This is a genomic window from Oxalobacter vibrioformis, from assembly GCF_027118995.1.
GTDB lineage: Bacteria > Pseudomonadota > Gammaproteobacteria > Burkholderiales > Burkholderiaceae_D > Oxalobacter > Oxalobacter vibrioformis.
Window position 1 is genome coordinate 2,202,124 of the sequence record NZ_CP098242.1, and the last position, 24,866, is coordinate 2,226,989.

Below are 24,866 nucleotides of genomic sequence, written 5' to 3' on the forward strand. Positions count from 1 at the left end.
GTGTCAACTGAAAACAGGAAAGTCCTATAATGAAATTGAGTCCAATGCTTGTTGGCTCAGAAAATCTGCTCTTTCCCGAACGCGCCTTTGCCAGGGCGCGTTTTTTTTGTGCCGCGCCTGTCCGCATTTGGTGGATGGACGGGTTTGCTGCGATCATCCCGGCAGGAAAATGAAGAACAGGAGGGGAGGGAGCATGGTGCGGAAATAGGCTTGTCTGGGACTTTGTTTTTTGCTTTGCAGCTGTATTTCGCTGTATGAGCAGAATTACCAGAATCATGGCGTGGAAATTGAGGCGAAGGAGCACAGGGAGCCTTCCCTGGTGGTTTCGGAAAATTATGAGGCGGACGGGCAGACCTTTGTGGGCAATGGCATGGTCCTGATGGGGGAATCGGTTGCCGATGAGTATTCGCATGGTATTAACCGAGATGAAATCCTGGAATTTGCGAAAAAGATCGGTGCGAGTTACGTGCTGGTGGAAAAGCATTACGACCATACTGAAAGCCGGATGCGCACTTACCCCGAAAAAGAAAGGATTGTGACAAGAGGGCCGCATGGCGAAAAGGTCACAACGACGGTGACAAAAGAAGTTCAGAGGCGTTATGACGATACGGTTTACCGTGTCAGAACGGGCTGCTTTATCGAAAAAAGCCATGTTCGTTCGGAGAAGGGGCCCTTTTCTTCGCATCGTACCCCCCCGGAAATAATTTTTTCTGAAAACAGGAAATATGCGTCATACACATAATTAGTGCGCATGGCGCATTATTTCTGCAAAGGTGGGGAAGACGGCAATGCCGCCTTGTTAATGCACCTTTAGGCCGGGTTTATATGGCGATTGGCGCGGTGATGGCCGGATGCGGATCGTAGCCGTTGATGATGAAATCATCGAAGGTGTAGTCCAGGATGCTGTCAGGCTTTCTGGCAAATTCGAGCTGTGGTAAAAGGCGCGGTTCCCTGGACAGCTGCGTATGCACCTGCTCCAGGTGGTTGCTGTAGATATGGAGGTCGCCAATGGAGTGGACGATTTCCCCGGCTTTAAGTCCGGTCTGGTGTGCAATCATGTGGGTCAGAAAACCAAGGCTGGCGGCATTGTACGGAATACCCAGGAAGATATCGCCGGAGCGCTGGGTCATCATGGCCGAGACCTTGCCATCTGCCACCCAGAACTGGTACATGACATGGCAGGGTGCCAGTGCCATTTTTCCTTCCCGGGCGTTTTGCTGGGGGCTTTTGGTTTCATCGGGCAAGAGGGCCACATTCCAGGCGTTGATGATATGGCGGCGGCTGTCAGGGTTGTTTTTGATGCTCCTGATTACTGCGTCAACCTGATCATAGACCTCGCCGTCATGGCCAAGCCAATGACGCCATTGGGCACCATAAATGGGACCCAACTCGCCATCGGGGGTTGCCCATTCATCCCAGATGGTGACGCCGTTGGCGTTGAGATACTGGACATTGGTACCGCCATGCAAAAACCACAGGAGTTCGTGAATGATGGAACGGATATGCAGCCGCTTGGTGGTCAGCAGCGGAAACCCGCTGGAGAGATCGTGCCGGTACATCCGGCCAAAGACAGACAGGGTGCCGGTGCCGGTGCGGTCATTTTTCTTGATGCCGTTATCGAGGATGTCTTCTAAAAGGGCAAGGTATTGCTGTTCCATGATGAGTGAGGTGTCTTTTTTTTTACGGGTTAGGCCATTGCCACAGGCTCAATTGGCACAGGTGTCTGGATGAACAAAAGGAGCCGACCGCATCATGCGGTCGGCTGATATGAAACTGTAATTGACACAGCGCGTTGCGCCAGGTGCCCGATCGTCTGTGTGGGGTGCACTCAGGGGATTATGCGCCGACGATGGGTATATACAGTTTCATATGACCTCCCTTGAGGTAATTATCAGGGTATACCTCATAGCAGGGCGTATCCCCTACCACCATACTTTCGTCCTGTGCGGGCAACCATTCATAATACAGGTAATTGTAGAGTCGATAAAGGGCTTCACGCGAAGGCAGCGAACATTCGGCATACAGGCCGGCAGGAATGATGGTTTCTTCAAACTCCTCGGGCAGTACACTGTCCCTGCCCGATTTGACCGCGACACAATAGTCAAAACTGCAGGTTTCGGCATCGATTACCCAGGAAACACCATAAGTGGGTGCATCCCTTGTTCCGGAGGCCAGCTTGCTGATCTCCGGCATGGCGTCATGCCAGAGTTGTTTGACATCCTCCCTGGCAGTCTGCATGTCCGTGCGAATCCTGATGCCTGCCAGTTTGACTGCCGGGCGCGGCACAATTCGTAGTGAGATATTGGTAGGTAGTGTGGCTAAAGACATAGCGCTTTTCCTTTTATCATTGGTTTCCCCGGAGGGTCACCACATTTTTTCCAGCAGTGTCTTCTTTGGACACCGTCCCTAAGGATTGCGCTGCCATCCGGCATTTTCTTTTTATTGCACGCTTTCCTTATGTCGGGAAGGCGTTTTTTTAAGCCTGGTGCACCACTATCCTTTTCCCTTTCTTTTTTTTATTTTCTTCTTATAGGCAGTAGAGGAATTTACCCACTGTCCATATATTTATTCTATAAGAAAATATCATTGTTGTGTTACTTTTTTACCACATTTTCACATTTTTTTGTTGACACAGTCTGACATATCATTTATAGACGCGGAAAATATCAGGGAAACCATTGAGACATATCTGTTTTTGGCGGGGCCGGTGGTGAAAGGCAATAAGAAAAGGCACGGTATTCCGTGCCTTTTCAGACTGCTGACAAAGTATTGCAAAGTCCCTGGCGTTAAGCCTGGGATTTTGCTTTCATGGAATTGCTTATAGATATCCGCATAAAAGGCAGGCTCTGATGCTAAAGACACCGACACCGCAGCAACACGAATTGGAGATGGTCACCCTTGAAGAACTGGTTCCCAAAGACCATCTATTAAGACTGATAGACCGCCACATCCATTTTGACTTTATCAGAGAGCACACCGCCCATCTTTACAGTGCGGACAATGGCAGGCCCGCCCTTGATCCCGTAGTTTTATTCAAGATGCTCTTCATTGGGTACCTATTCGGGATAAGATCAGAGCGCCAGATAGAGCGTGAGATTCAGGTTAACGTAGCCTACCGCTGGTTTTTAGGCTTACGCCTGACAGACCGTGTTCCAGACGCCAGCACCCTTTCCCAGAACCGCCGTCGTCGCTTTGCTGGCACAGACATAGAACAAGTCATTTTTGACGAGATTGTTGAGCAGTGCATCCGTCATGGATTAATAGGCGGTCGCGTTTTTTACAGTGACAGCACACACCTCAAAGCCTCGGCCAACAAGAACCGTCACGAACGTCACCTTGTTGAGCAAAAGCCCGTTGCCTACCTTGCAGAACTCAACAGCGCCATAGAAGCCGACCGTTATTCCCATGGCAAAAATCCCCTTTCAGACAGAGACGACGAACCGCCCTCACAAAAAGAAATCAAAGTCAGCCCGGCAGACCCTGATGCTGGCTACCTTGTTCGTGATGGCAAGCCCAAAGGTTTTTACTACCTGGACCACCGCACCGTTGACGGCAAGTACGCCCTGATCACAGACACCCATGTGACGCCGGGAAATGTCCATGACAGTGTTCCTTACCTGAAGCGTCTTGACAGGATGCAGTCACGTTTTGGATTTGAGATACAGGCCGTAGGCTTGGATGCAGGTTATGACACACCACACATAGCCAAGGGACTCATAGAGCGAGGCATATACGGCGTTATCGGTTACCGTCGTCCGAATCACAAGGCGGGCTACTTTTACAAGCGGCAGTACAGCTATGACCCTCAAGGAGACTGTTATCTCTGTCCCAATGGAAAGCTTTTACCTTACCGTACGACCAACCGTTCAGGGTACCGGGAATATGCCTCTCAACAAGGGCAATGTACGGACTGCGCCTTTCTTATGCAGTGTACCCAGAGCCGCAACCAGATAAAACTGATCACCCGGCATATTTGGCAGGGCTTCAAGGAACAGGTTCATGACAATCGCCTGACGGCAAAGGGCAAGGCGATTTACCGTCGGCGACAGGAAACGGTAGAGCGCAGTTTTGCGGATGCGAAAGAGTTGCACGGTCACCGTTATGCGCGTTACCGTGGTTTATCGAAAGTGAAGGGGCAGGCGCTTTTAGCGGCAGCGTGTCAGAACATGAAGAAGATGGCACGCCTGCTTGAGGCAGCAAGCCTTGCTTTTTTGCGCCATTTCCCGGGAAGATTCGGCCTTGTCATTGGGATATTTCGGCCAAGGGGGCTTAATGGAAAATGTGATTGCTATTTTAATTTTGTTTTGATCTCCCGATAATGCGCCAATGAAAAAACCCCACTTCGAAAAAAATGGGGTTTGTCAGCAGTCTGAAAAGGCACGGTATTCCGTGCCTTTTGTGTCTGATGCGGACCGGGTAAAAGGGTGTCAGCGCCTGGCAACAGGGATGCAGATGTTCATGCGGCCGGTCTGGCAGAAATCCGGCGGGCCATATTCAAAGCAGACACCATCTTCCAGGCCGACATAGGTGGTCTGGGACGGCAGCCAGCGCGAATACAGGTAGTGGTATGCCGTATGGATTTCCGCAACGGATGTGAGCACGCATTGCGCATAAAGGCCAGCCGGGAGGGTGAAGTTTTTGAGTTCTTTCGGGATGGGCTGGCCTTGTGGCGCCTTAAGCAGGGTCCAGTAATCAAAGCTGCCGGTGGCGGCATCATAAGCGGTGGATGCTCCCCATGACGGGCAGTTGCTTTCCGGATAAAGCCGATGTATCCAGGGGGCGAATGTGTCATGCCACATCTTCGGACAGTCTTCCTGGCAGGTCTGCATGGTGGTACGGATTTTCATGCCGATGAGTTCCAGTGCCGGATGCTCGGCAACACTGACGGCAAAATGTTTGTCTTGAGATGTGCTGGACATGGCGTAACCCCTTGTATTGTCAACCGGACGGCCCAGGCTGAGCCTGGGTTTTATTGTAGCGCGTCAGGTGCGCTTTGGCGATGGGATCAGGAAGCGACCAGGAAAAACAGGAAGGGGTTTGCCGTTCGTCAGGGTTTTTTCGGGTTTGTCCGGCTGTCAGCCTCGCTCTTGTTACGGGAGGTGAGTTCGAGCAGTTGCTGGGCTTCACGCAGGCCCTGCTGGGCGGCACGGGCAAACCAGTAACGCGCTTTTTCCCGGCTGGGCGCAACGCCGCGGCCCATTTCATACAGCATGCCCAGGGAAAACTGGGCGTTGGGATGCCCTCGCTCGGCGGCTTTTTCGTACCAGGAAAAGGCGGTAGCCGGGTCAGCCGATACAGATTCGCCGAATTCGTACATGCTGCCCAGGATGTACCAGACCTCGGGTGAGTCATGGGTTGCGGCCTTGAGATACCACTGAAGCGCCCTTCCCGGATTTTTCTGCACACCCAGGCCGTTTCTCAGGGCAAAGCCGACGGCCATCTGGCTTTCAAAGTCACCCTGATCGGCTGCCTTGATACTCCATTCATAGGCTTTGACATAATCGCGCAGCACGGTATGGCCTGACATGTAGGCTTTGCCCAGTGTGGCCTGGGCTTGCATGTCACCCTGCTTTGCCGCTTTGGTGTACCACATCACGGCTTTGGTATTGTCGGCTTTCACACCCAGTCCACGGGAATACAGGCTGGCAAGGCGGTACTGGGCGACAGCCAGTCCCTGTTCGGCGGCTTTTTCATACCAGGAGGCGGCTGCCGCAAAATCCTGGATGTCGCCTTTACCCTCTTCAAAGAGGATGCCCACGTTGTACTGCGCCATGGGATGGCCCTGTATGGCGGCTTTCATATACCAGGAGCCGGCCTGGGTATAGTCGGGTCTGGTACCCAGGCCCTCTTCATAGCAGGTTGCCAAGGTGTACTGGGCGTACATGAGTCCTTGTTCAGCAGCTTTGCGGTACCATTCAAAAGCCGTTTTCTCGTTTTTTTTCACCCCTTCGCCGGTCGAGTAGGCGATGCCCAGGTTGTACTGGGATTTGGCATCTCCCTTGTTGGCGCCGCGCATGAACGCCTGGAAGGCGTCCTTGTATTCACCCTTCTGGTAATGCGCCTGGCCTTCTTCATAATCTTCTGCATGGGCGAAAGCGCCTGTGCCGCAAAGGGCAAGCGCAAAGAGGATCGCAGTCAGGGCATGTGGCTTTCGCATAGGAGAAAACAGGTTCAGGGTAATCGGGTTTTTCAGGGATATCCGGCAAGGGATATCATGTTTTTTATTATTTTACGATCGCGGCAGCAGTTTGACTCCTTTTTTTGCCTGATCAGGCTCAACCCTCATTGCTCGAAAGCCGGGTTGGGCTTTTTCTTCGGGAGCGGGTTGGCCTTATGCCATTTTTCCGCTTCCATCAGGATTTTCTGGTAATCATCCCAGCTCCGGCTGTTGGCGGCGTATAACAGCAGGCCTCTTGACCGGTAGACGACCATGGGGTCGCGTGAGCGCAGGACGATGACGCCCAGCCATTTGCCGAGCGCGATGAGATCCTGTTCGCTCTCGCCCGCGCTCAAAAGCGCCATCAGGGCATTTTCATCCCCGGCTTTCGCCGCTTTTTCAAACCAGTGCAGGCCGTGTCAGGGTTTTTTTGAACAGCGCGGCCCGTCAGGTACAGCATACCCAGTTGTACCTGCGCATCGGTATCGCCGGCTTCGGCATCCGTGCGGATACGTCTTGCTGTTTCGGGTGATACCGCTGGAGGCTCAGGATAAAAGCGGGAGAGTTCGGGATTGGCGTATTCGTTGAGCAGGCCGTTTTGCGGCACCTCCCATGCAGAGACAGGGGCAGGGGTGGTGGCACAGCCGCTGAAAAGAAAAGCGGAAAAAAGAGGGAAATAAACAGGGTGGCAAATGAGGGGAAGGACTCTTTCAAGAGTATACTTAAAGCTGTACGCGCGTCAAAAACCATCCTGCCCAAGAAACGATGAGACATATCAGCCCGAAAGAAATGGTATCTATGCTACCGTCAATCCCGCTTTCCAGCGTGATTTTCAAAAAGCCCGCATCCGGGTCGGGTGCCGTGGTGGAAATGCTTGCGAAAAACGGCGAGGAGATCATGATCTCTGAACCCGGCACACCGGATCCGGTGATTTTTACTGGTGATATGCCCATGGCGTTTTTCCGGGAGCTGGGTTTTTTTTCCGGGGCGCATGACGAACTGGTGCTGGATACACGGCATTACCGTCCTGCCGGTTTTGGTTTTATGCAGGGCAGATCCCGGGCGGCCTTTGGTGATATCCGCAACTGGCTGGAGAGCGGGGAAGTGCAGGAGATGGTCGATGAGGCGCCTGCTTCTCTGGAGCAATCGCAATTCACGACAACGATCTATACCCTGGATGATGCCTTTCCCGATGAGGAGTTTTCGGTGGACGAGATTGCCCAGGAGGGGCTTTCACACCTGGAAGACGGTGCGGTAAAGGAAGTGGAAGAAGCGCACTATATCGGGGAAAGGTATCTGACCACGCCCAACTTGACCAAGCTGACGATCGGCCTCGTGATAATGCAGTTTGTCCTGATCTTCATCCTGCCGCCTCCCATTGAAGCGATAAAGGATGCACTGTATATCTGTGTGGGGTCGATGATCGTGCTGGCCCTGTCTTTCATTTTCTTCGAGAAAAGAAACCCGGATCATTCCTCACTCAGGATACGGCGTTATATCTGGCTGTGCCTGATTGTCTTTAATATCTCGATGCTGCTCGCTTATGTCATGGCCGGCAGGGTGATGATGATTTAGAATGTTAATTGCTACTGCGGCACGTGGATGTGCCCTTCGAGATACAGCACGGCAGACGCCTGCCGGGTTGCCGGTAATACGCTGTCGGCAAACGCATCCACAACGAAGTATTTCATGGTTTTTCCTTTGCGGGTTTTACGGGGTGGGCAGCTTGGGCGCTGATTTCTGCCAGCCTGTTTTGGGCTTTTTCATTGCCAAGTATTGCGCCTTTTTCATACCATTCGCGGGCGCGGCGGGGGTTGATGGCCACGCCTTTGCCTTCTTCGTACAGGCGGGCCAGCTCAAAGCAGGCCAGCGGGTCGTCGTTCATGGCGGCGCGTCCGTACCAGAACATGGCGCGGGTATTGTCCTGCGGTACGCCGTTGCCGGTTTTGTACATGCTGCCCAGGAAGGTCTGGGCAGCGGGAAAATTTTTGGCAGCGGCCTTGTGAAGCCAGGTAAGGGCAAGGGAGTAATCCTGCTTTACCCCGTGCCCGTAAAAATAGCAGGTGCCGAGCATCCCCTCGGCAAAGGTGTTTTCCTGCATAGCGGCCTTTGTGAGCCAGTGCACGGCTTTGGCATGGTCTTTCGGGACATATTCTCCCGTGTAATAGATATAGCCCAGCAGTGTCTGGGCGCGGGCATTGCCGCCGTCAGCCGAGCGCGTGAAGGGGGCAATGGATTCGCCATACTGTTTGGCGAGGAAATATGCCTCGCCATCGGTAAAGTCATCCGCACAGGCTTTACCCGCGGCAAGGCAGCAAAGGAAGAGCGGCAGCATCAGGCGAAAAAGGCGGCGGAGCATGGTGTTGGGAAATAGTGGGGCAAGTCTGGATTCTTGCACAGAAAGTGGGCGGGATAAAGAGGAGAAACAGCGCCAGAACCGCGCTATTTCTGCTTTTTTGGCACAAGCGGGCAGGGCTTTACAAAAGGGATTATCATTAACCTCACAAGCAGTACATAAAAATATAACGATATGAAAACACAGGCAAATATCAAAAACAAAAGGATCTTTTACGTCTCGTACACGCTGTATGAGTCTCAAGATATGTCCCAGCACAGTGGTATCAGGCAATTTTGCGAAAAGCGCTTTGATGCCAAATATCTGCATGATACCTATTTCGTTTGTACCACTTTTCTGCCTGCCAGCCAGATAGCGAAAGAACTGTACAAGACGATGGCCGATGAAACCGGGTATGAGGGTCAGGTGGTCGTCATCGACGGCACCCAGGGGTGTTCTGCAGATGCTGTGCGGGTGGTTGCCACGGCTCCGGCTGCTGCTGACGGTGGAAAAGGGCCGAAAACACCATAACCCCTTTCTCCATGGCTTGATAAAGGCCGGGAATAACCTGTTTTTTTGTGCAGGGAGCTTTCAGGAAGGAGTATGATAATCCTGATGGCAGCGCATAAACAGGGCAGGACCGGATGAGGCAAGAGGCCGACAGAAAGGGAAAAAAGACATTTTACGTGTCATACACACTGTATGACACGGCTGATATGTGGCTGTACCCGGAAATCAGGCTTTTTTGCGAGATGCGCTTCAGGCCGAAATTTGTCCAGGACAGCTACTTTGTTTGCAGCACGCACCTGTCATCAAGCCGCATTGCGGCGAAAGTGTATGACAAGATCCGGGAAGTGACGGGGCAGGAGGGGCAGGTGATTGTCATTGACAACACGCAGGTGGCGTCTTCGGGGTGTTACCAGGAGTGAGAGGGGGCCGTGGTGACGCGCCATGCCGTCGCGTCACCACGGCTCCCTCACCCCTTAATGCAAAAAATCCCCCATCTCCCACCATTGCCGGGAAGGCAGGGCGGCTACGATGACAACCAGCATGTCAGTCGCGTCATACAGCAGGTGGCAATAGGGTTTGACGGCGATTTCCCTAAGCGTCGGGTCTACCTCTGAAGAGGGGAAGGTATACGCTTCACCCAACAGGCCGGAAAGGTTTTCTGCTGTGCTTTCCAGGAGGAAGCCGGCTTCTGGTATATCGGTTTCCGCGAGTTTTTCGACCATGTCGAGAAAGGATTCTCGCGCAGGTTCAAGCCACCGGATTTCACGCATGCTGCACCCGCTTTCTGCTGTTGATGATCTGGCGTGCCGCTTCCATGACATCGCTGTTGGCTACCGGCGCCCGGCTGTCGTGCCGTGCGGCGCTGATAAAGGACTGTACGTAGGCGTCATGGGTGAGGTCGGCATTGCCCGGTGGCGATGCCCGTCTTTTCCGGGGGGCTATGGTGTAGGGGATGCCGAGATGGTGCAGGTACTCCGTGGCGTCTTTCAGGGTGGGAAAGTGCCTGATGGCTTCGTGTTCAGAGAGCAGGATGCGCTCCTCCGTTCCGATCCTTACCATCAGGTGAAAACCATCTTCATCATCAATGACGCGCGCAGAGTAAATCTTTCTCTCATGCGCGAGATGAGTCAGGCAGCCTTGGCTGATTGTCTGCATGGGTGTTCCTCCGAATTAGTTAGGCTTTACCCCCCCTTAAATTGCCTGCTGCAAAGCGGCTTTTTCCCGCCTGTCGGCGTTGCCGATCCATAATTGATCCTTATCGTATGTCCAATACGCTTTCGTCCAATTCTGCCCCTGCGCCTTGACAGACACGAAATATCCGCTTTTCGCTTACAGCAATTCAATGAGGGCAGAGCCCGGACATTTTCTTCTTCGTTGATGGATCATGGCGTGCGCCTTCGTTGTCCGGATGAATGGACAGACAATGTGCCGTAAAGTTCATCCGCTGTGTGAATCGCAGGTTTCCCATGCTTTTCGTGTGATGGCATAGACGCAGTAGCGGCGATGGGGGGTGTCGGCAGGGACGTTGGGATGGTCAAAATCCTGCCGCTTGTCTGTCATGCCACTGGCGCATGATGAGGCGTTCGGTTTCGATAAGGGGGCGTTTCATCCCGCGTTTCCTCTTTGTCGTATCAGGTATGTTAGCCCCGGGGCGGCAAAATGAAAAGCCGAAAATGAGATGTCGTTTTTCAGGAGGCCATAAAAGGCCATCCATAGTAAAATGGCCGCTTTGTTTTTTCAGTGCGGGGCCAGCAGGCTGATGCCGGGGAAAGTATGAGTTATTCTAGGGAAAGCGCATTCTTTTTTTCTGACAGTGAGGATCGCAAGCGGTTTTTCAGGCGGATGGCCATTCGCGATTACCGCTTTTCGACATGGCTGCGGCTGGTGGCGCCCCTTTGTCTCTTGATGGCGTGTGTCGGTTTTGCCAGCGGCTTTTACGGGGAAGCGCCCCGGCACCTTTTTGCAGGTATGCGCAGCCAGTATCCTCTCCTGACCGCGACGCTGGATGTTGTTTCGGATTATGCCGATAACGTGATTTTTGTGGTGTACCTGGGGGTGCTTGTCCAGGCCATCGCCGCAAAGGACCGCTGCAAGCAGGTGTTCTTTTTCCGCTTTTTTGTCGGGCTGGTGGGGGTCCTTTTGCTGGTCTCGCTGGTAAAGGGATTGTGCGGTATTCCCCGGCCGGGTATTCCCCTGCCTGCCGCGCCGCTCAGTTTTACCTATCATTTCGGGTCATTTCCGTCGGCTTATACCGCTCAGATTGTCGCGCTGGCGCTGCCACTGGTTTTTTTCTTCCGCAAGCGCTGGCTCCATATTGCCATGCCTATTGTCATCACACTGGTGGGTTTTGCCCGGCTGTGGCTTGGCAAGCATCATCCGGTGGATATTTTCGGCGGCGTGCTTTTCGGTAGCCTGATCCTTTTTTTCATGTTCAGAAAAGCGCGTGGCGTATTATAATCGCTGCCGGTTTAATCATAGGGCAGGGCATCCAGTGATATCCCGGCATAGTGTGCTGATGACGTGGCTTCAAATCGCACTGCCATGATTCCCCTCTCTTTTTCCAGTGAACCTACCGGGATTTGTCATTGCCCGGCGTGTCCGGGTCAGGCGCTTCGGGGTGCTGCGTGGCGTTGAGTAGTTCTTTGCCCAAGCCCCGTATCTGGAGGGTCTGGGTCGGAAAGGGCAGGCCGATACCGGCTTCACCGAGTTTTTTGACGAGGCCGAGATTCAAGGCTTGCTGCACATCCATGTAAAGGTTGTAGTCGGCATTTTTCACGTAGTAAGCGATCTCGTAGTCAAAGGTGTACTGGCCGATATTGGAGAAATGCACGCGGTCAAGGCGGGCGTTGCCGATGCCGTCAAATATCTCACGGACGATCTCGTTTACGCGCGGGAGTTTTTTCATGGGGGTATTGGCATCGATTCCGACGATGTAAACGATGCGCCGCTCCTGCATTTTCTTGTAGTTGTGAATGCGGCTTTTCAGCAGGTCGCTGTTGGCAAAGACAAGCTCCTCGCCGGTGATGCTGGTCAGCCGCGTGGTCTTTAAGCCAATGTTTTTTACCGTGCCGGTGAGGTCGCCTACAGTGAGGGTGTCACCCACTTCAAAGGGCTTGTCAAGCATGATGGAAAGCGAGGCGAAAAGGTCGCCCAGGATATTCTGCACGGCGAGCGCAACAGCCACACCGCCAATACCGAGGCTGGCGATGAGCGTGGTGACATTGACACCCATGTTGGACAGGACAAGCAGCACAACAAGCGACCACATGACAAGCCGCAGGGCATAGTTGATGATGTTGTAGTTGGTGCGGACCTGCCCCTTGCGGCTGTCCCTTTCTATATGCATGAGGATGACGTCGCGAATGAAGCGGTTTGCCCACATACCGCACTGGACGATAAGGGTGACGAGTAAAAGCCGGGTAGTGATCATCCTGAGCACGGCGCTCATTTCCAGTGTCTGGATACCGCCCAGAACGGACAGGAGGATCAGCATGTCTGTCCTGGTAGAGGAAAAGACATCGACCAGCACATCATCCCATTTGGTGGCGGTATGCTCGGCGATTTTTGCCAGCCGCCGGGAAATGAAGGTCCGTACGCCGAAGAGGGTGACGAAGAGGGCAAGGGCAATGAAGCCGGAGACAAGAAAATGCTGCCAGGTGTTGTGCTCAAAGAGGTTATGGAGATGTTTTATCATGGTAGAGCCTGTATGGATAAAGGGTTAACGAAGAGGATAGCTCATCCTGGGGAGGCGCTTTTTGTGGTCAATTAAAGAGGGGAGATATTTCGAGGCGGGTAAGGGGTATCTGGGGAGTCATTTTTTTCGAAAAGAGGGGCGTGTAAGCGTATATGGCCTGTATGCCGACTAGCTGTTAAGTTCCAATACGTTATTCCCATTTACGGATAGCCATTTAGCTGGAGAGATTCTTCCGAGAGCTGAGAGAGATCGGATGCTGTTATACCAGTTGATCCACAAAGCCAGGGCAGCCGTTCTCTCATGAGAATGAGTATACACCCTGGCATACGCCCATTCATTCATGGCAGTGCGGATAAAGCGCTCTGCCTTTCCATTGGTCTGCGGCCTATAAGGTCTGGTTCGCCTGTGCTTGATACCAAGTTCAGCGCAGGCATCACGCCAGGCAAAAGATTGATAGCAGGCACCATTGTCAGTCAGAACCCGCTCTACCCGGATGCCAGGACGCTGGTAATAAGCAACGGCCTGACGTAAGAATAAAACAGCCGATTGCTTTTTCTCATTGGGCAAGATGGCTGTAAAAGCCATGCGCGAGGCATTGTCCACACAAACATGCGTCACGGCTGCACGGAGAGCGTGTGCGCGGCGGGGACAATGAGCTGACCAGGCACAGCGGGTTGGTTGAAGCCGGTATCATGTGGGATGTGAATAAAAGCTGGAGCATGAATGCCAAGCTGGAGGCGCTTTTCGGATGGCGTGAAGGTGCAGGCGGCATGGGGATGGCGACATATAAATTCTGATCAGGGAGGTGTGCGAAAAACCTGCCCTTTCTCTTATTGCGGGAGGCCCACAAGGCATCCCGTTTTTTGTTTGTGCCTGCAGGGAACGGGTGGGCCGGTGTTTTTGGGCAGGGCGTGGGAAGCCGCATTCTGCACAGCACCCCGGTTGAAGGTGCATTATTTTGGAAAGTGGTGTAGTATTAAAGTTAATAATTATTAACTTGTGGAAAATATATCGTCGCCATGACAGCCGGATACAATCGGTAAAGACAAAACTTTTTCCAGACACAGACAATCTTTTCACCTGCCCTCAACTGAAACGACACAGATTTTTACGATATTACCGGTTTTCCTTCTCCCTCTTAGAAGTGAAAACTTCAGCCGCCTTAAGGGCGGCTTTTTTTTGCCTGTACCGAGGCTCAGCCTTCATTAAACTGCCTGCTGAAAAGCTGCTTTTTCCCGCCTGCCTGCGTTGCCGAGCCAACATTGAACTTGCCGCATGCCCGATACGCTTTCGTCCACTGTTGGCCCATCGCCCACGACAATTTAATGAGGACTGAGCCTGGGCGGCTGTACCGGGCGCGGTATGGTTATAATAAAAAGGAGAGAGAAGAAAATGGAGCGTGTATGAAAAGAGGCTGGAGTGGTGTCCTGGCAACAGGGCTTCTGGTTTTGTTTGCATCCATGCCGGCATGGGGGCAGACCGGTAGTGTGGTGATTGAGGATATCGAACGCCAGGTGCGTCAGACGCGGAGAAAGAAAAGTGATGATATCCCCTTGAAAGGATTTTCCTATATTTGTGCCTATGGCAGCACGGCGGATGTGGAAAAGGCGTTGGCGGCCGGGGCAGACCCGAAGGCAGGCGACCCGCTTAACGATGATATGCCGCCGCTGGCAACGGCGGCTTCCTACAACCCGGACCCGGGCGTGATACAGGCGCTGGTGGCAGCAGGTGCCGATCCCAGCGAGGCGTCGGGAACGGACAGGCGAACGCCGCTTCATTTTGCGCTCATGACAAACCCGAAAGCAGGGCCTGTCGTGGGGGCGCTTTTGGTGGCGGATGCGGATGTGTATGCGCTTGATCGTTTCCAGTCCACTCCGATCGATTTTGCGCTCAACGGCAATTACCGTAATGGCGCCTTTGATGCCAACCCGCGTGAAGAACTGCTGCTCATGCTTTTGCGAACAGCTGAGCGGCTGCCCTTTACCATGCCGAAGGGTGATCGAAAATCGTTCATGACGAAAAAACTCAAACAGTATGAGATCAATATGGGCAGGGGCTGGCGTGATGGCGATGTGATTGATGCGTTCAAACGCCTGGGCGCCGATGAGCGGGTGATGAAGAAACAGTGGGGCGAGTGATGGACAAGGCCAATACGGTACCCGGTGAATGGGCCTGGCTGTTTCATGGTGAGAGTGCTTTTACCGTCCCAGGTGTTTTTACTTCGCAGGAAAAGGCGGAAAGCCGGATCAGGCAGTATGGCCTTTCCGGTATCCTCACCCGGATGCCGATGGATGTGTCCGCCTATGCCTGGGCAGTAAAGTAAGGGGTTTTTACGCCGAAGCAGCCATCACAGGAAAGCGGGAAATTTGTGGGTGGTTTTACCAGCGCATCGCTGGAGCATTACCACTATGAAAACGGGATAAACCAGACGTAGCATTAACTGCTCTCATACCGGCCAAGCGCCTGACAAAAAGCCCCGCTACAGTGAACGGTACCTCCAAAGCGTCAGACTTTGTCCAACTTTTGGGGTGCAGTTCAAAACAGGGGCTTTTTTATTACGGGAAAATTGTCTTTTTTCATCACATTGAAATGTAAAATCGTTTTTCAGGAATTTTCTGGGAATTTCGCTGTTTTTTGTAAAAAAATCGGGAGAAAGGTTTTTTCTGTTTTTTCGCGCTGTTTTCAGGGAAAGGGAGCGGAAAATAAATGTTTCCCTGTGAAAATGTTTCATGCCTGAGTAAAAAAACGGAAGGACTATTCCTTTTTTTGCAATAAAATGGCGTGCTTTTCGTTTTCTTTTTGCATGCTATGGCATATCAGGGGAGGCCTGTCTGTGGTTATCTTCCCAGCATTTTTTCTTCCCATTTAAGCGCGGCCTGGTCGATCAGGTCTTCGCGGGAAAGGAACATGTCTTCTTCCGGTGTTCTGGTGGCTTTGAGCAGGCGGGTCATGGCGTCGGTGTGGCTTTCCCGGGTGCCGTTTTCGATGATGTGCTCGATGGCAATCCCGGCCTTGTCAAGCTGGCGGGCCACGAGGATGGTGCGGTGACACGAAATGGGGTCTTTTTCAGCGCACATGAGGGCAATGCGGTGTTTTTTGGCGGTTTCAGCCACGCGGGAAATCCCGGTAATGAAAGGGCGGCTGGCCGCTATTTTGGCAAAGCTGACACGGCCATTTTCCATGAGTGCTGGGTCGTCTGTCATGGCGCCGAACTGCTCGCCCAGGTGGACGTAGGTGATGCCGGAAGCGCCAAGTGAACGGCGCAGGGTGTCACGGTTGTACTGGGGATTGTGGCGGGAAGCGGGGATGGAGCGCACGTCGGCGATCACGGCAATGTCGTTTTGTTTCAACAGCCAGATGAAGCGGTCGATGGGGTGATTGGAGTGGCCGATGGTGTAGACGGTGGTTTGCATGGTGTTTGGGCTGAGCCTGGCTGGATGCGAACGTGTCAGATCCATCCTAACACATCGGAGGCGGCAGGGAAAAGGGGAGGAAGCTCCTTCCGGCGGATTTTCTTTGATGCGGAATTGATCCGGATGAAAAAAGAAGCAGGTGTCTCATGGTGGCGTAAGAACTTTGGCGGACATTTCTTTTCCAAAAGGCAAATTATTCTTGTATTGACAGAAAATGAAAGGAGACAGGCTGCGAAAGCGCTATATCCCGCAGAGAAAATCCGTCAATTTCAATCCAGGCCTGCCCAGAGAAAGTATTGAGGGGGAGGAGAAAAGAACGCAAAGAAGATCGGAAAACGCCGGGAAAGAAGGACACCTTTTTCCGCTGGGTACCGAAAGGAGCCGCAACACAAGCGAAGGGTAATAAACGCGTTGCTGGCGCGCTACAGCAACTCTTCCCAGTCATTTTTCCCCGCCAGCGGGTTTTTCCGGTAACCCGGCCGGGTGGTATGGCCCCGATGGGCGAGGGTGGCGCCGCCAAAGAACAGGATGAGGCAGGCGATGATGGCAGGGTGGTTGCCAAAGCGGATGTAGGGGGTCATGCCGTTCATGCCGGTGAGTTCGGTCTCAAGGGTGGCAAAGCGGTAGTTAGGAAGCTGTCCCTGGACATTGCCCCTGGCGTCGATGATGGCGGTGACACCGGTGTTGGTGGCGCGTAGCATGGGGCGCTGCATTTCGAGTGAGCGCATTCGGGATATCTGGAGGTGCTGCGGGAGCGCCAGGCTGTCGCCAAACCAGGCGATGTTGGACAGGTTGAGCATCATCCCGGGTTCGGGGCTGCCCGCTTTGATGGCAGCACGGATCTGATGGGCGATTTCTTCGCCGAAGATGTCTTCGTAGCAGATGTTAGGCAGTACCCACTGGTTTTTGACACGGAAGGGCTGCTGGACGTCGGGGCCGCGGGCAAAGTCGCCCAGGGGGATCTGCATGAGGTTGACGAACCACCTGAAGCCAAAGGGGACGAATTCACCAAAGGGGACAAGATGCTGCTTGTCGTAGCGGTAGTTGATATGGTGCGGCTTGTCGGTGTCCGGTGAGACGGCGACGAGGCTGTTGGTGTAATGCCGCATGGAATCAGCCAGCGGGATGCCGATGGCAAGCGTGGTGTGGTTGTCCACGGCGTATTTTTCAATTTTTTTGTACCACTCGGGTGAAAGGGTATGAAGGTACTGCGGGATGGCTGTCTCGGGGGTGACGATGAGATCTGCCGGGGAAGCCGTGATCATCTCTTCGTAAATCGCAAGGGTTTTCCGGACCTGGTCAGGGGAGAATTTCATTTCCTGCGGGATGTTTCCCTGCAGCAGGCGTACCTTGATGGGGGTGTCTACGGGGGTGGTCCAGTGGACGAATTTGAGTCCGTATCCCCCGGCGATGATGGCCAGCGCAATGAGAAAGACGGTGTTTCTGCGCGGCTGTTTGCGGTTGAAGAGGATAAGGGCGCTGCCTGCCAGTACGGTGGCCAGGAGGGTGATGCCGTAGACGCCGATAACGGGTGCAAAGCCGGAAAGGGCGTTGTCGGTGTGGGCATAGCCCAGTACGACCCAGGGAAAACCGGTGAAGAGCCAGCCGCGGGTCCATTCTGCCAGGGAAAGGGCCGACGGCAGGATGAGCAGGGCCATGAGGAAATCCGAAGCGCCAAAGCGGCGGCGGATGATCATGGCGAGAGTGACGGCCAGGGCGGGCAAAAGGCCCATGAAAAGGCCCAGGGCAAAAAGGGCGGTAATGGCCATGGCCTGGTTGAGCCCGCCAAACTGGTGCATGGAGATGTAAAGCCAGTATACGCCTGCGGTCATCCATCCGGTGCCATAGGCCCAGCCGATGAAAAATGCCTGCCGTGTGCTGGTGGCATTGATGATGAGGTGAAAGAGGAAGGCGACACTGATGATCTGGATAATGGAAAAGCCGTAGGGGGCATAGGCGAGGATAATCAGGATACCGGCGACCAGGGCGGCTGTCGGACGGCGGAAAAGGGCGATTCGGTCGCGCATGGATGGCTTTTCTGGAGTGCTCGTTTTTGGTTGTTTTAAGGCGTTTTTGGTGTTTTTGATGTATTTTATTGAATGTTATGCGCTGATTTGCTCTGCTTGGGCAGAGGGCGGCGTGCGTTTTTCGACCATCAGGTAATGGAGCTGGCTGTTATCGGCCTTGAGCACAAGAAAGTGCAGGTCGTTGATGTCGAAGGTGTCGCCGGTATGCGGCAGGCTACCGAGTTCATTGGCAATGTAGCCTCCCAGGGTGTCAGCGCTTTCTTCGTCCAGGCTGGTGCCGGTGGCTTCGTTGAAGTCCGAGAGTTCCATCAGGGCGGAAACGCGCCAGGCGGGGTTGTCCCCTCCCTTGATGATGCGGATTTCGGATTCGTCATCATCGTCATCGTATTCGTCTTCGATCTCGCCGACGATTTCCTCAAGGATATCTTCAATGGTGATCAGCCCGGCAATGCTGCCGTATTCATCCACGACAAGAGCCATGTGGTTGCGGTTGGCGCGGAAATCCCTCAGGAGCACATTGGCGCGTTTGGATTCGGGGATGAAGACGACCGGGCGGATGATGCTTTGCAGATCGAATTCTTTTTCGATGAAATAGGCCAGCATATCCTTGATGAGGATGATGCCGACGACATTGTCGGGATCACCCATGATGGCAGGAAAGCGGGAATGTCCGCTTTCAATGACTTCGGGCAGCCACTCATCAATGGGGCGCGTGATGTCGATGGTGTATATCTGCGAACGCGGTACCATGAGATCACGGGCGGCCAGTTCGTTGACCTGGAAAACGCCCTGGATCATGGACAGGCATTCGGCGTCAATGAGCCTGCGCGAGTGCGCATCGTGCAGGATATTGAGGAGCTCGGAGCGGCTTTCGGGCTCGGGTGAAACGAGCGCAGCAAGGCGGTCCAGGAGTGATCGGTGAGGTTTTTGTCCGGTATGGTTTGTCTCGGGGTGCTCGGGCATGTTTTTTGTCTGTTCTCCCTCTGGTGAGGGGTACTCAAAACCTATAGGATACACAGAAATACGAAAATGGCAAAATGTCGCGCCCCCGATGTTTTTTTGCTGGTTTTTTCTGCGCTTTTAATGGTAAAGTAAATTTTATTTGTGTGCTGTACAGGCTCTTTTTCACGGGCCGGGCTGCTTTGTGAGTAGATTCTTCTGTATAACGGCTTCTCCTGGTGCCCCTGACGCTGTCTTTTATGGCTTTTTTCGTGGCCTTTCTTGTTGATGGAGGGAATGACGATGCTGTATAAAACCCTGTTGGACCCTGATGTGGTGGCGATGCGGAAACGCTTTGCAACCGAATTCGGGATGCCGGTGCTTGAGTTGATGAATCCGCAGCCCGGTGAGCGGATACTGGATGTCGGCTGCGGATTTGGCTCTATTTGCGAAAAGCTCACTGAAAGGGGGTGTACTGCTGTCGGAATTGATATCAGCAGTACCATGGTTAAGGCTGCCACACAGCTCGGTGTGGATGCGCGTATGATGAATGCGGAAAACCTGACATTTAACGAAGAGTTTGACGGGGTGTATTCCAATTCGGCGCTGCACTGGATGCGCCATCTCAACCGGGTGGCTGAGGGGGTAAAGCGGGCGTTGAAGCCGGGCGGTCGCTTCGTGGGCGAGCTGGGCGGCAAGGGGAGTATTTCCAATATTATTGCCGCCATCCGTGAGGTAATGGACAAGCACGGTATCGAGATGGAAAGTGTGCAATCCTGGTATTTCCCGTCTATCTCGGAATTTTCTGCCATCCTCGAAAAGGCAGGGTTCACTATCCAGTCGATGGAACAGCTTGATCGCCCGACGGTTTTGCCGGGTGATGTGCGCGACTGGATCAAGATGTTCGGGCGGCATTACCTGGATTCGTGGGATCCGAGTGAGCGTGACAAGTTTCTGGATGCCGTGAAAGTGATCGCCGAGAAAACGATGGTAAACGAGAAGGGTGAGTGGATTGCCGATTACCGGCGGATGCGGTTTGTGGCGATCAAGCCGGCATAGGGTTTGGCTGCAAGCGCGACGGCAGGCGCTATTTCTGCCGCAAAAGCGATAGGAACGGGATGCTGGAGACAGTGTCCCGTTTTTTGGTTTTCTGTTCTTTGCTTGTTGTTTTCTCTACGATGAGATTAGCCATCGAGATTGAGTTCATCAGGCCGGTTGCTGACCGGCGGCAGCTCACTTTCTTTGCTCGCACAAAGAAAGTAAGCAAAGAAATGCGCCGCAACCCCTTGCACCGCTGTGCGGGGTACCCGGAACTACTCGTCGTGACAGGGGCGGCAGCCGGAACTCGCTGCATTCAGACAGCCGTCTGCGAAGCTGCCTTGAAAAAGCGGCATAGCGAGGAATAGTAGCGTGTGCTGAGCCTATGGCGAAGCGCACGAACACAAGCTGGCAAAAAAAGAGAACTTACCCTTGCCGTGCGTACCTCGTGCGCCGCACTGCGTTGGGCACACGCTACACATTCCGGCAGAGAAAGAGTAGCCATCTATACCCTGTGCATTAGCCATAGCATGAGAAGATACCCTGCTAATTTTACGCTCTTTTTGCTGCCGGGCCAGTGGGGTAAGAACGAGCGAAGCGAGGACAAAAAGATCGTTGCTGTGGGTCAACCACCCACCTTATGACGTTCTGGCGAGGTCTAATCTCATCGCAGAGAACCCAACAAGCGAAGGGTAATAAACGCGCTGCCATCGCGCCGACAGCCTCACTTTCCCACAGTTTTTCCCCGGTTTTTCCACAAAAAACGACCACGTTTTCCACAGTATCCCCACAGTTTAGCCACAGCCTTTCCACAGAGGCATTCAGGGTTATCCCTTTGTCATACATAGCCTGCCAACAGGGTATGCACAGCTTGTCCACAGGAGAAAAATAGAAAGTATGCGCAATGCGCATATATCCTGCGTATTGCGTATGATTGTTGTCAATAAAGGGTTTGCGGCTATTCGGAGAAGCTTTTTTTGCCGTCGATGCGCCCGGTAAAGCCAAGACGGCGGAATTCCCAGGGCGGGGTGACGATGTCGGCCTGCCAGATGCCAAGACGGGCTTTTCGGGCTTGTTGTTGCAGGGCGGGAAGGGTTTCGTCCTTGTTGTACTCATCATAAACCCAGGCCATGCCCCTGGCAACCTGGTAACGGTTGGCGTTGATGCCGTTGCAGTGGACGATGGCAATGGCCTGTTTTTTGCGGTCGGTATAAAGAACATCGTATTTGGCATCTTTGCCAGCGCACAGCTCGGAGAGGGAGCGGCGGGAATGGTTGGCATAGGGCTGGCGCGGCTCGGGGGCGTCGATATAGGCCAGCCGGATTTTTACGGAACGCCTGCCTTCGATGACGGTAAGGGTGTCGCCACTCGTGACGCCAGCTACAGGGGCTGCCCATGCCGGCAGCAGGGCGGCCAGCGCCAGTGCTGCGGCGAGCAGGTGTTTTGTGGCTGCTATGGCGGGACTCAGGTATTTCATGGGGGCCTCCAGTTCGGTATCTTTTTGAATCATAGGATTTTTTTGTGAAGGGGGATCGGATGATAAACGGGGGAAGGCTACCGCTTTTTGGGGCTTGGGATACAATGCAAAAACGGTGCCGGAAGGCACAGGGATGCTTTGTTCAAAGGGAATATGGCAAGCAGCGAAGATGAGGAAATGGGTAGCATGACGTGGAACCCGGTGACGGGCTGCACGAAGCTTTCGCCTGCCTGCAAAAATTGTTATGCCCGGCCGATTGCCGAGCGCCTGCAAAAGCAGGGGGTGCCCGGGTATGCCAATGGCTTTGTCGTGACGCTGCATCCAAAACGGCTGGGGCAACCGACAAGGCGCAGGAAGCCGACGTTTTATTTTGCCAATTCGATGAGTGATCTTTTCCATGCGGATGTGCCGGATGACTTTCTGGATAAGGTGATGGATGTGATGCGGGCCACGCCACAGCATCTATACATGGTGCTGACAAAGCGGGCTGGGCGGTTGCCGGTGTATTTCAGCTCGCGGCCCTGTCCGCCCAATCTGTGGCTGGGCGTGACGGTGGAGGACCGTGCGCATGGTCTGCCGCGCATGGACAGCCTGCGCCAGGTGGATGTGCCTTTGCGGCTGGTGAATATGGAGCCGCTTCTGGAAGACCTGGGCGAGCTGGATCTTTCGGGCATCGGCTGGGTGATGGTAGGGGGAGAGACGGGGCCGGGTGCGCGGCCAACGCAAGCGCAATGGGTAACCCGTGTGCGCGACCAGGCGGTGGCAGCAGGGGTGCCCTTTTGTTTTTCAAAGTGGGGCGAGTGGGGACCGGATGGGGTGCGCCGCGGCAGGCAGGCCAACGGGCGGCTGCTTGACGGGCGTATCTGGGATGAAAGTCCCCTGTATGCGCTAACGCTGCCGGAGGAAAGCGGGGAAGCGCCACAGCAGTTTTCGCTGGGATTTTAGACAGGTTGTTCCTGTTTTTTCGATTTAGCGCAAAGCCATGTGCCGTTTGGCTTTGCGTGTTTTTGTGTCCGGGGTAAGCTTCTCAGATGGTGATTGGGCTGCCCGCCATGATGGCTGCCGGGTTTGAGGATTTCGGAGGCAATGTGTTGTTTGATGCGCAAGGTGGAAGAATCAGGACATGGTTTGCCGACAGTATTGCGGCAGGCGTTGAAGAGGACCCGGTTGTATTGGCTTCCCGTCATTTCGGCATAGCGGAAGGGGTATTGCGCGAGTATATGAACCAGTTGGTGGACACAGGCTGGTTTACGCAGGCGGGTTCTTTGCGTCAGCCACGTTATGGGCTGGGAGAAAAGCGCGAGATTGTCCGCACATATTGCCAGATACAGCGGGTGGATGTGGTGGATGTCTGGGAGACTTTTTTTCGACCGTTTTTTGCCATGACGCCCAATGTAAAAAATATCGCGCACTATGGTTTTACGCGGATGCTGGACAATGCGTTTGTCCATGCCGGTGGGGGGATGGTAACGGCGCTGGTGTGCTCGGTGGGCGGGATGCTCACGATCTGTATTATGGATGACGGGGTGGGGATTTTTGCGAAGGTGGAAAAAGCGCTGCATTTGCCGGATCGGCGGATGGCGGCGCTTGAGCTTGCCAAAGGGCGGCTTGCGCCGGATATCGCCGGAAAGTCAGGGGAGAGTGTTTTTCTGGTATCGCATCTTTTTGATTTTTTTGCGATCCGGGCCAATGGCCTGCAGTATGTGCGCAATGGGGCTTCGTCTTACAATAATGTGCCGGAGTCAGTGACTTTTTCAGCGGATACGAACCAGAAGGGAACGACGGTGGTGATGGTTATCCCGATGGGCAGTACGGCAAGCCTGGCGGATGTGATGGGGCGCTATGCGAAAAGTCCGGCGCATCCGGTTTTTTCCGCGACGGCGGTGCCGGTAAAGCTTGCCAGTCTTGGCGGAGAAGAGCTGGTGTCGCGCGAGCAGGCAAGGCGGCTGATGGATCGGCTCGACAGTTTTGAGAAAGTGGTGCTGGATTTTTCGGATGTGAGCCGGATAGGGAGTGGTTTTGCCGATGAGGTTTTCCGGGTATTTGCCCATGAGTACCCTTCGGTCAGGCTGGATATAGCCAATGCCTCGCCTGTGGTGTGGCAGACGATCAGCCAGGCCCGGAGTAGCCTGCATTGATCTGATGTTGAGGGAAACTGTGCAAAGAGAAAGCCGGGAAATTCCCGGCTTTTTTGTCGGATCAGCCGGGTGTGCCCGGCTGAGGGTATATCAGGTTTCGTCTGTCCATTTGCCGATGACCACGCCACAGATGGTGGCATTGTTACCGACCCGCATGATCCGGTTGGGCCAGGCGGGATTTAAGGCCATGAGCATTTTTTCTCCATTGGGTTCTACCAGCAGTTGCTTGAATGTGGCGGTATGCTCATCATCCATGCGGACAACGACCATGCTGCCATTGACCGGCTCACGCTCAGGGTCAACTGCAATATAGTCGCCGTCATTGTATGAGCGGTCGCCGCCGGGGTTGTGCATGCTTTGTCCGACAACCTTGAGCACAAAGGCGTTTTCGCTGTGTTTGAAGGGACAATAAATCCACTCATCGGCATCTCCCGGATGGAAGTTGTCGACAGTTTCATTCCAGTTGCCGGCCTGGACCCATGAGATGAGTGGAAGCTGTCCGTCCTTGCCGGGTGGACGGGCAGAGGCACCGCCGGGCAAACGGTCTGAACTCCAGTTTGCTTCCCCCAGGCTGCTCATATAGGGTTCGTCATCAAAAAAGAAACCAACCGGCACATCAAATGCTGTAGCAATGGCACGCAGGTTTTCTGCGGTGGCATTGACTTCGCCGCGGCGTATTCTGCCAATTGTGGTCTGTCCTATTCCGGTCTTCTTGGCAAGTTTCATCTGGGTGCCAAGATTCGGATGTGACTTCATAAGGTAGTCCAGGCGCTCTGCAACGATATCTTTAGATTTTCTCTTCATAAAGCAATACATGATCCTATTATGGAGCATCAAACAAACCATTTGTGACTTGATTAAAGTCCGAAAATGGTCTAATATTCAATATTCGGTCTGTTTTTTATTTATGTTACGTATTTTAAAGGGAGTTTATGCCATAAATGTTTTGTTTTACAGGGATGTGCAAGTGATATTTTTTTATTGAGACCATTTTTGGTTGTTTCTCTCTATCTGGCCAGGCTTGTTGTACAGTAATTCCGCGGTTGCTTGCGGGAGTGTGACATGGCTTTTCTCATGCCGGGGAAAAAGGCTGATCAATGGTTTTTCGAGGGTTAATGTCTTATTGAACCCGATTTTG

The 24,866-nt window shown here is 53.6% G+C and carries 30 protein-coding genes and 1 pseudogene; 14 read left to right on the forward strand and 17 right to left on the reverse strand.

The features are described from left to right. Nucleotides 1–29: 29 nt before the first annotated feature. Both NB640_RS10795 and NB640_RS10800 read left to right on the forward strand, forming a co-directional pair. On the forward strand, nucleotides 30–173 hold the full coding sequence (locus NB640_RS10795; protein WP_269308707.1) for a hypothetical protein: 144 nt from the start codon (nucleotides 30–32) through the stop codon (nucleotides 171–173). Between the two features lie 56 nt (nucleotides 174–229). Beyond that, nucleotides 230–742: a hypothetical protein gene (locus tag NB640_RS10800; RefSeq protein WP_269308708.1), complete on the forward strand. Its 513-nt coding sequence runs from the start codon at nucleotides 230–232 to the stop codon at nucleotides 740–742. A 79-nt stretch (nucleotides 743–821) separates the two neighbouring features. Here NB640_RS10800 and NB640_RS10805 read toward each other — a convergent pair whose 3' ends face one another. Together NB640_RS10805 and NB640_RS10810 are read right to left on the reverse strand one after the other, a co-directional pair. Then, nucleotides 822–1,658, reverse strand: coding sequence for a thymidylate synthase (locus NB640_RS10805; RefSeq protein WP_269308709.1), 837 nt, complete (start codon nucleotides 1,656–1,658; stop codon nucleotides 822–824). Nucleotides 1,659–1,836: 178 nt separating this feature from the next. Further along, on the reverse strand, nucleotides 1,837–2,328 hold the full coding sequence (locus NB640_RS10810) for a GyrI-like domain-containing protein (protein WP_269308710.1): 492 nt from the start codon (nucleotides 2,326–2,328) through the stop codon (nucleotides 1,837–1,839). 521 nt (nucleotides 2,329–2,849) lie between these two features. Between NB640_RS10810 and NB640_RS10815 the strand changes: the two genes are divergently transcribed. Beyond that, nucleotides 2,850–4,319: an IS1182 family transposase gene (locus NB640_RS10815; protein ID WP_269308711.1), complete on the forward strand. Its 1,470-nt coding sequence runs from the start codon at nucleotides 2,850–2,852 to the stop codon at nucleotides 4,317–4,319. A gap of 108 nt (nucleotides 4,320–4,427) precedes the next feature. On the opposite strand, the gene NB640_RS10820 is transcribed toward NB640_RS10815, so the two are convergent. From NB640_RS10820 to NB640_RS10835, 4 genes are all read right to left on the reverse strand, one after another. Then, entirely contained in the window at nucleotides 4,428–4,919 is a 492-nt protein-coding gene (locus NB640_RS10820; protein WP_269308712.1) for a GyrI-like domain-containing protein, read from the reverse strand. A 128-nt stretch (nucleotides 4,920–5,047) separates the two neighbouring features. Further along, nucleotides 5,048–6,157 (reverse strand): tetratricopeptide repeat protein, encoded by a 1,110-nt coding sequence (locus NB640_RS10825; protein WP_269308713.1) that lies wholly within the window; start codon nucleotides 6,155–6,157, stop codon nucleotides 5,048–5,050. Nucleotides 6,158–6,282: 125 nt separating this feature from the next. Next, nucleotides 6,283–6,522, reverse strand: a complete 240-nt coding sequence (locus NB640_RS10830) for a hypothetical protein (RefSeq protein ID WP_269308714.1) — start codon at nucleotides 6,520–6,522, stop codon at nucleotides 6,283–6,285. Beyond that, nucleotides 6,522–6,764 (reverse strand): SEL1-like repeat protein, encoded by a 243-nt coding sequence (locus NB640_RS10835; RefSeq protein ID WP_269308715.1) that lies wholly within the window; start codon nucleotides 6,762–6,764, stop codon nucleotides 6,522–6,524. Before NB640_RS10835 ends, NB640_RS10830 begins: the two co-directional genes overlap by 1 nt. Nucleotides 6,765–6,955: 191 nt before the next feature. On the opposite strand from NB640_RS10835, the gene NB640_RS10840 reads away from it, so the two are divergent. Further along, complete coding sequence (locus tag NB640_RS10840; RefSeq protein ID WP_269308716.1) at nucleotides 6,956–7,732, forward strand: hypothetical protein; 777 nt, start codon at nucleotides 6,956–6,958, stop codon at nucleotides 7,730–7,732. Nucleotides 7,733–7,844: 112 nt separating this feature from the next. On the opposite strand, the gene NB640_RS10845 is transcribed toward NB640_RS10840, so the two are convergent. Then, a complete protein-coding gene (locus NB640_RS10845; RefSeq protein WP_269308717.1) occupies nucleotides 7,845–8,555 on the reverse strand; it encodes a tetratricopeptide repeat protein in 711 nt (236 codons plus the stop codon). A 204-nt stretch (nucleotides 8,556–8,759) separates the two neighbouring features. Here NB640_RS10845 and NB640_RS10850 point away from each other — a divergent pair, with 204 nt between their 5' ends. Beyond that, nucleotides 8,760–9,023 (forward strand): hypothetical protein, encoded by a 264-nt coding sequence (locus tag NB640_RS10850; protein WP_269308718.1) that lies wholly within the window; start codon nucleotides 8,760–8,762, stop codon nucleotides 9,021–9,023. 155 nt (nucleotides 9,024–9,178) lie between these two features. Beyond that, nucleotides 9,179–9,421, forward strand: coding sequence for a hypothetical protein (locus tag NB640_RS10855; protein ID WP_269308719.1), 243 nt, complete (start codon nucleotides 9,179–9,181; stop codon nucleotides 9,419–9,421). 54 nt (nucleotides 9,422–9,475) lie between these two features. Here the strand turns inward: NB640_RS10855 and NB640_RS10860 are convergent, their stop codons facing one another. From NB640_RS10860 to NB640_RS10870, 3 genes are all read right to left on the reverse strand, one after another. Next, nucleotides 9,476–9,772, reverse strand: coding sequence for a hypothetical protein (locus tag NB640_RS10860; RefSeq protein WP_269308720.1), 297 nt, complete (start codon nucleotides 9,770–9,772; stop codon nucleotides 9,476–9,478). Then, nucleotides 9,765–10,157, reverse strand: a complete 393-nt coding sequence (locus NB640_RS10865; protein ID WP_269308721.1) for a hypothetical protein — start codon at nucleotides 10,155–10,157, stop codon at nucleotides 9,765–9,767. Before NB640_RS10865 ends, NB640_RS10860 begins: the two co-directional genes overlap by 8 nt. Before the next feature lie 282 nt (nucleotides 10,158–10,439). Next, nucleotides 10,440–10,562 carry a hypothetical protein gene (locus NB640_RS10870; protein WP_269308722.1) on the reverse strand — a complete coding sequence of 41 codons (123 nt, stop codon included), beginning with the start codon at nucleotides 10,560–10,562 and terminating at the stop codon, nucleotides 10,440–10,442. 213 nt (nucleotides 10,563–10,775) lie between these two features. On the opposite strand from NB640_RS10870, the gene NB640_RS10875 reads away from it, so the two are divergent. Further along, nucleotides 10,776–11,459 (forward strand): phosphatase PAP2 family protein, encoded by a 684-nt coding sequence (locus tag NB640_RS10875; protein ID WP_269308723.1) that lies wholly within the window; start codon nucleotides 10,776–10,778, stop codon nucleotides 11,457–11,459. A 112-nt stretch (nucleotides 11,460–11,571) separates the two neighbouring features. On the opposite strand, the gene NB640_RS10880 is transcribed toward NB640_RS10875, so the two are convergent. Both NB640_RS10880 and NB640_RS10885 read right to left on the reverse strand, forming a co-directional pair. Further along, nucleotides 11,572–12,696, reverse strand: a complete 1,125-nt coding sequence (locus NB640_RS10880; protein WP_269308724.1) for a mechanosensitive ion channel family protein — start codon at nucleotides 12,694–12,696, stop codon at nucleotides 11,572–11,574. Nucleotides 12,697–12,864: 168 nt separating this feature from the next. Beyond that, nucleotides 12,865–13,314: an integrase core domain-containing protein gene (locus NB640_RS10885; RefSeq protein ID WP_269308725.1), complete on the reverse strand. Its 450-nt coding sequence runs from the start codon at nucleotides 13,312–13,314 to the stop codon at nucleotides 12,865–12,867. A gap of 17 nt (nucleotides 13,315–13,331) precedes the next feature. Between NB640_RS10885 and NB640_RS10890 the strand changes: the two genes are divergently transcribed. The 3 genes and pseudogenes from NB640_RS10890 to NB640_RS13115 all read left to right on the forward strand — a co-directional run bounded on the left by NB640_RS10890 (nucleotide 13,332) and on the right by NB640_RS13115 (nucleotide 15,130). Continuing rightward, the gene (locus NB640_RS10890; protein ID WP_269308726.1) at nucleotides 13,332–13,493 is read left to right on the forward strand and encodes a hypothetical protein; all 162 of its coding nucleotides are present in this window, start codon (nucleotides 13,332–13,334) and stop codon (nucleotides 13,491–13,493) included. Nucleotides 13,494–14,099: 606 nt separating this feature from the next. Beyond that, the gene (locus NB640_RS10895) at nucleotides 14,100–14,834 is read left to right on the forward strand and encodes an ankyrin repeat domain-containing protein (protein ID WP_269308727.1); all 735 of its coding nucleotides are present in this window, start codon (nucleotides 14,100–14,102) and stop codon (nucleotides 14,832–14,834) included. Further along, nucleotides 14,834–15,130: pseudogene (locus NB640_RS13115) on the forward strand (DUF7710 domain-containing protein). Before NB640_RS10895 ends, NB640_RS13115 begins: the two are co-directional and overlap by 1 nt. 403 nt (nucleotides 15,131–15,533) lie before the next feature. On the opposite strand, the gene NB640_RS10905 reads toward NB640_RS13115, so the two are convergent. Next, nucleotides 15,534–16,154, reverse strand: coding sequence for a DUF488 domain-containing protein (locus NB640_RS10905; RefSeq protein WP_269308729.1), 621 nt, complete (start codon nucleotides 16,152–16,154; stop codon nucleotides 15,534–15,536). Nucleotides 16,155–16,232: 78 nt separating this feature from the next. Here NB640_RS10905 and NB640_RS10910 point away from each other — a divergent pair, with 78 nt between their 5' ends. Further along, complete coding sequence (locus NB640_RS10910; protein ID WP_269308730.1) at nucleotides 16,233–16,409, forward strand: hypothetical protein; 177 nt, start codon at nucleotides 16,233–16,235, stop codon at nucleotides 16,407–16,409. A 122-nt stretch (nucleotides 16,410–16,531) separates the two neighbouring features. On the opposite strand, the gene lnt is transcribed toward NB640_RS10910, so the two are convergent. Further along, nucleotides 16,532–18,136, reverse strand: coding sequence for an apolipoprotein N-acyltransferase (gene lnt / locus NB640_RS10915; protein WP_269308731.1), 1,605 nt, complete (start codon nucleotides 18,134–18,136; stop codon nucleotides 16,532–16,534). Between the two features lie 75 nt (nucleotides 18,137–18,211). Further along, a complete protein-coding gene (locus tag NB640_RS10920; RefSeq protein WP_269308732.1) occupies nucleotides 18,212–19,099 on the reverse strand; it encodes an HlyC/CorC family transporter in 888 nt (295 codons plus the stop codon). 279 nt (nucleotides 19,100–19,378) lie between these two features. Between NB640_RS10920 and NB640_RS10925 the strand changes: the two genes are divergently transcribed. Then, nucleotides 19,379–20,134: a class I SAM-dependent methyltransferase gene (locus NB640_RS10925; protein WP_269308733.1), complete on the forward strand. Its 756-nt coding sequence runs from the start codon at nucleotides 19,379–19,381 to the stop codon at nucleotides 20,132–20,134. Nucleotides 20,135–21,071: 937 nt separating this feature from the next. Here the strand turns inward: NB640_RS10925 and NB640_RS10930 are convergent. After that, a complete protein-coding gene (locus NB640_RS10930) occupies nucleotides 21,072–21,590 on the reverse strand; it encodes a thermonuclease family protein (RefSeq protein WP_269308734.1) in 519 nt (172 codons plus the stop codon). Between the two features lie 153 nt (nucleotides 21,591–21,743). Between NB640_RS10930 and NB640_RS10935 the strand changes: the two genes are divergently transcribed. Then, a complete protein-coding gene (locus tag NB640_RS10935) occupies nucleotides 21,744–22,535 on the forward strand; it encodes a DUF5131 family protein (protein WP_269308735.1) in 792 nt (263 codons plus the stop codon). Nucleotides 22,536–22,621: 86 nt separating this feature from the next. After that, on the forward strand, nucleotides 22,622–23,728 hold the full coding sequence (locus tag NB640_RS10940; protein WP_269308736.1) for an STAS-like domain-containing protein: 1,107 nt from the start codon (nucleotides 22,622–22,624) through the stop codon (nucleotides 23,726–23,728). A 90-nt stretch (nucleotides 23,729–23,818) separates the two neighbouring features. Here the strand turns inward: NB640_RS10940 and NB640_RS10945 are convergent, their stop codons facing one another. Beyond that, nucleotides 23,819–24,532 (reverse strand): helix-turn-helix domain-containing protein, encoded by a 714-nt coding sequence (locus NB640_RS10945; protein ID WP_269308737.1) that lies wholly within the window; start codon nucleotides 24,530–24,532, stop codon nucleotides 23,819–23,821. Between the last annotated feature and the right edge of the window lie 334 nt (nucleotides 24,533–24,866).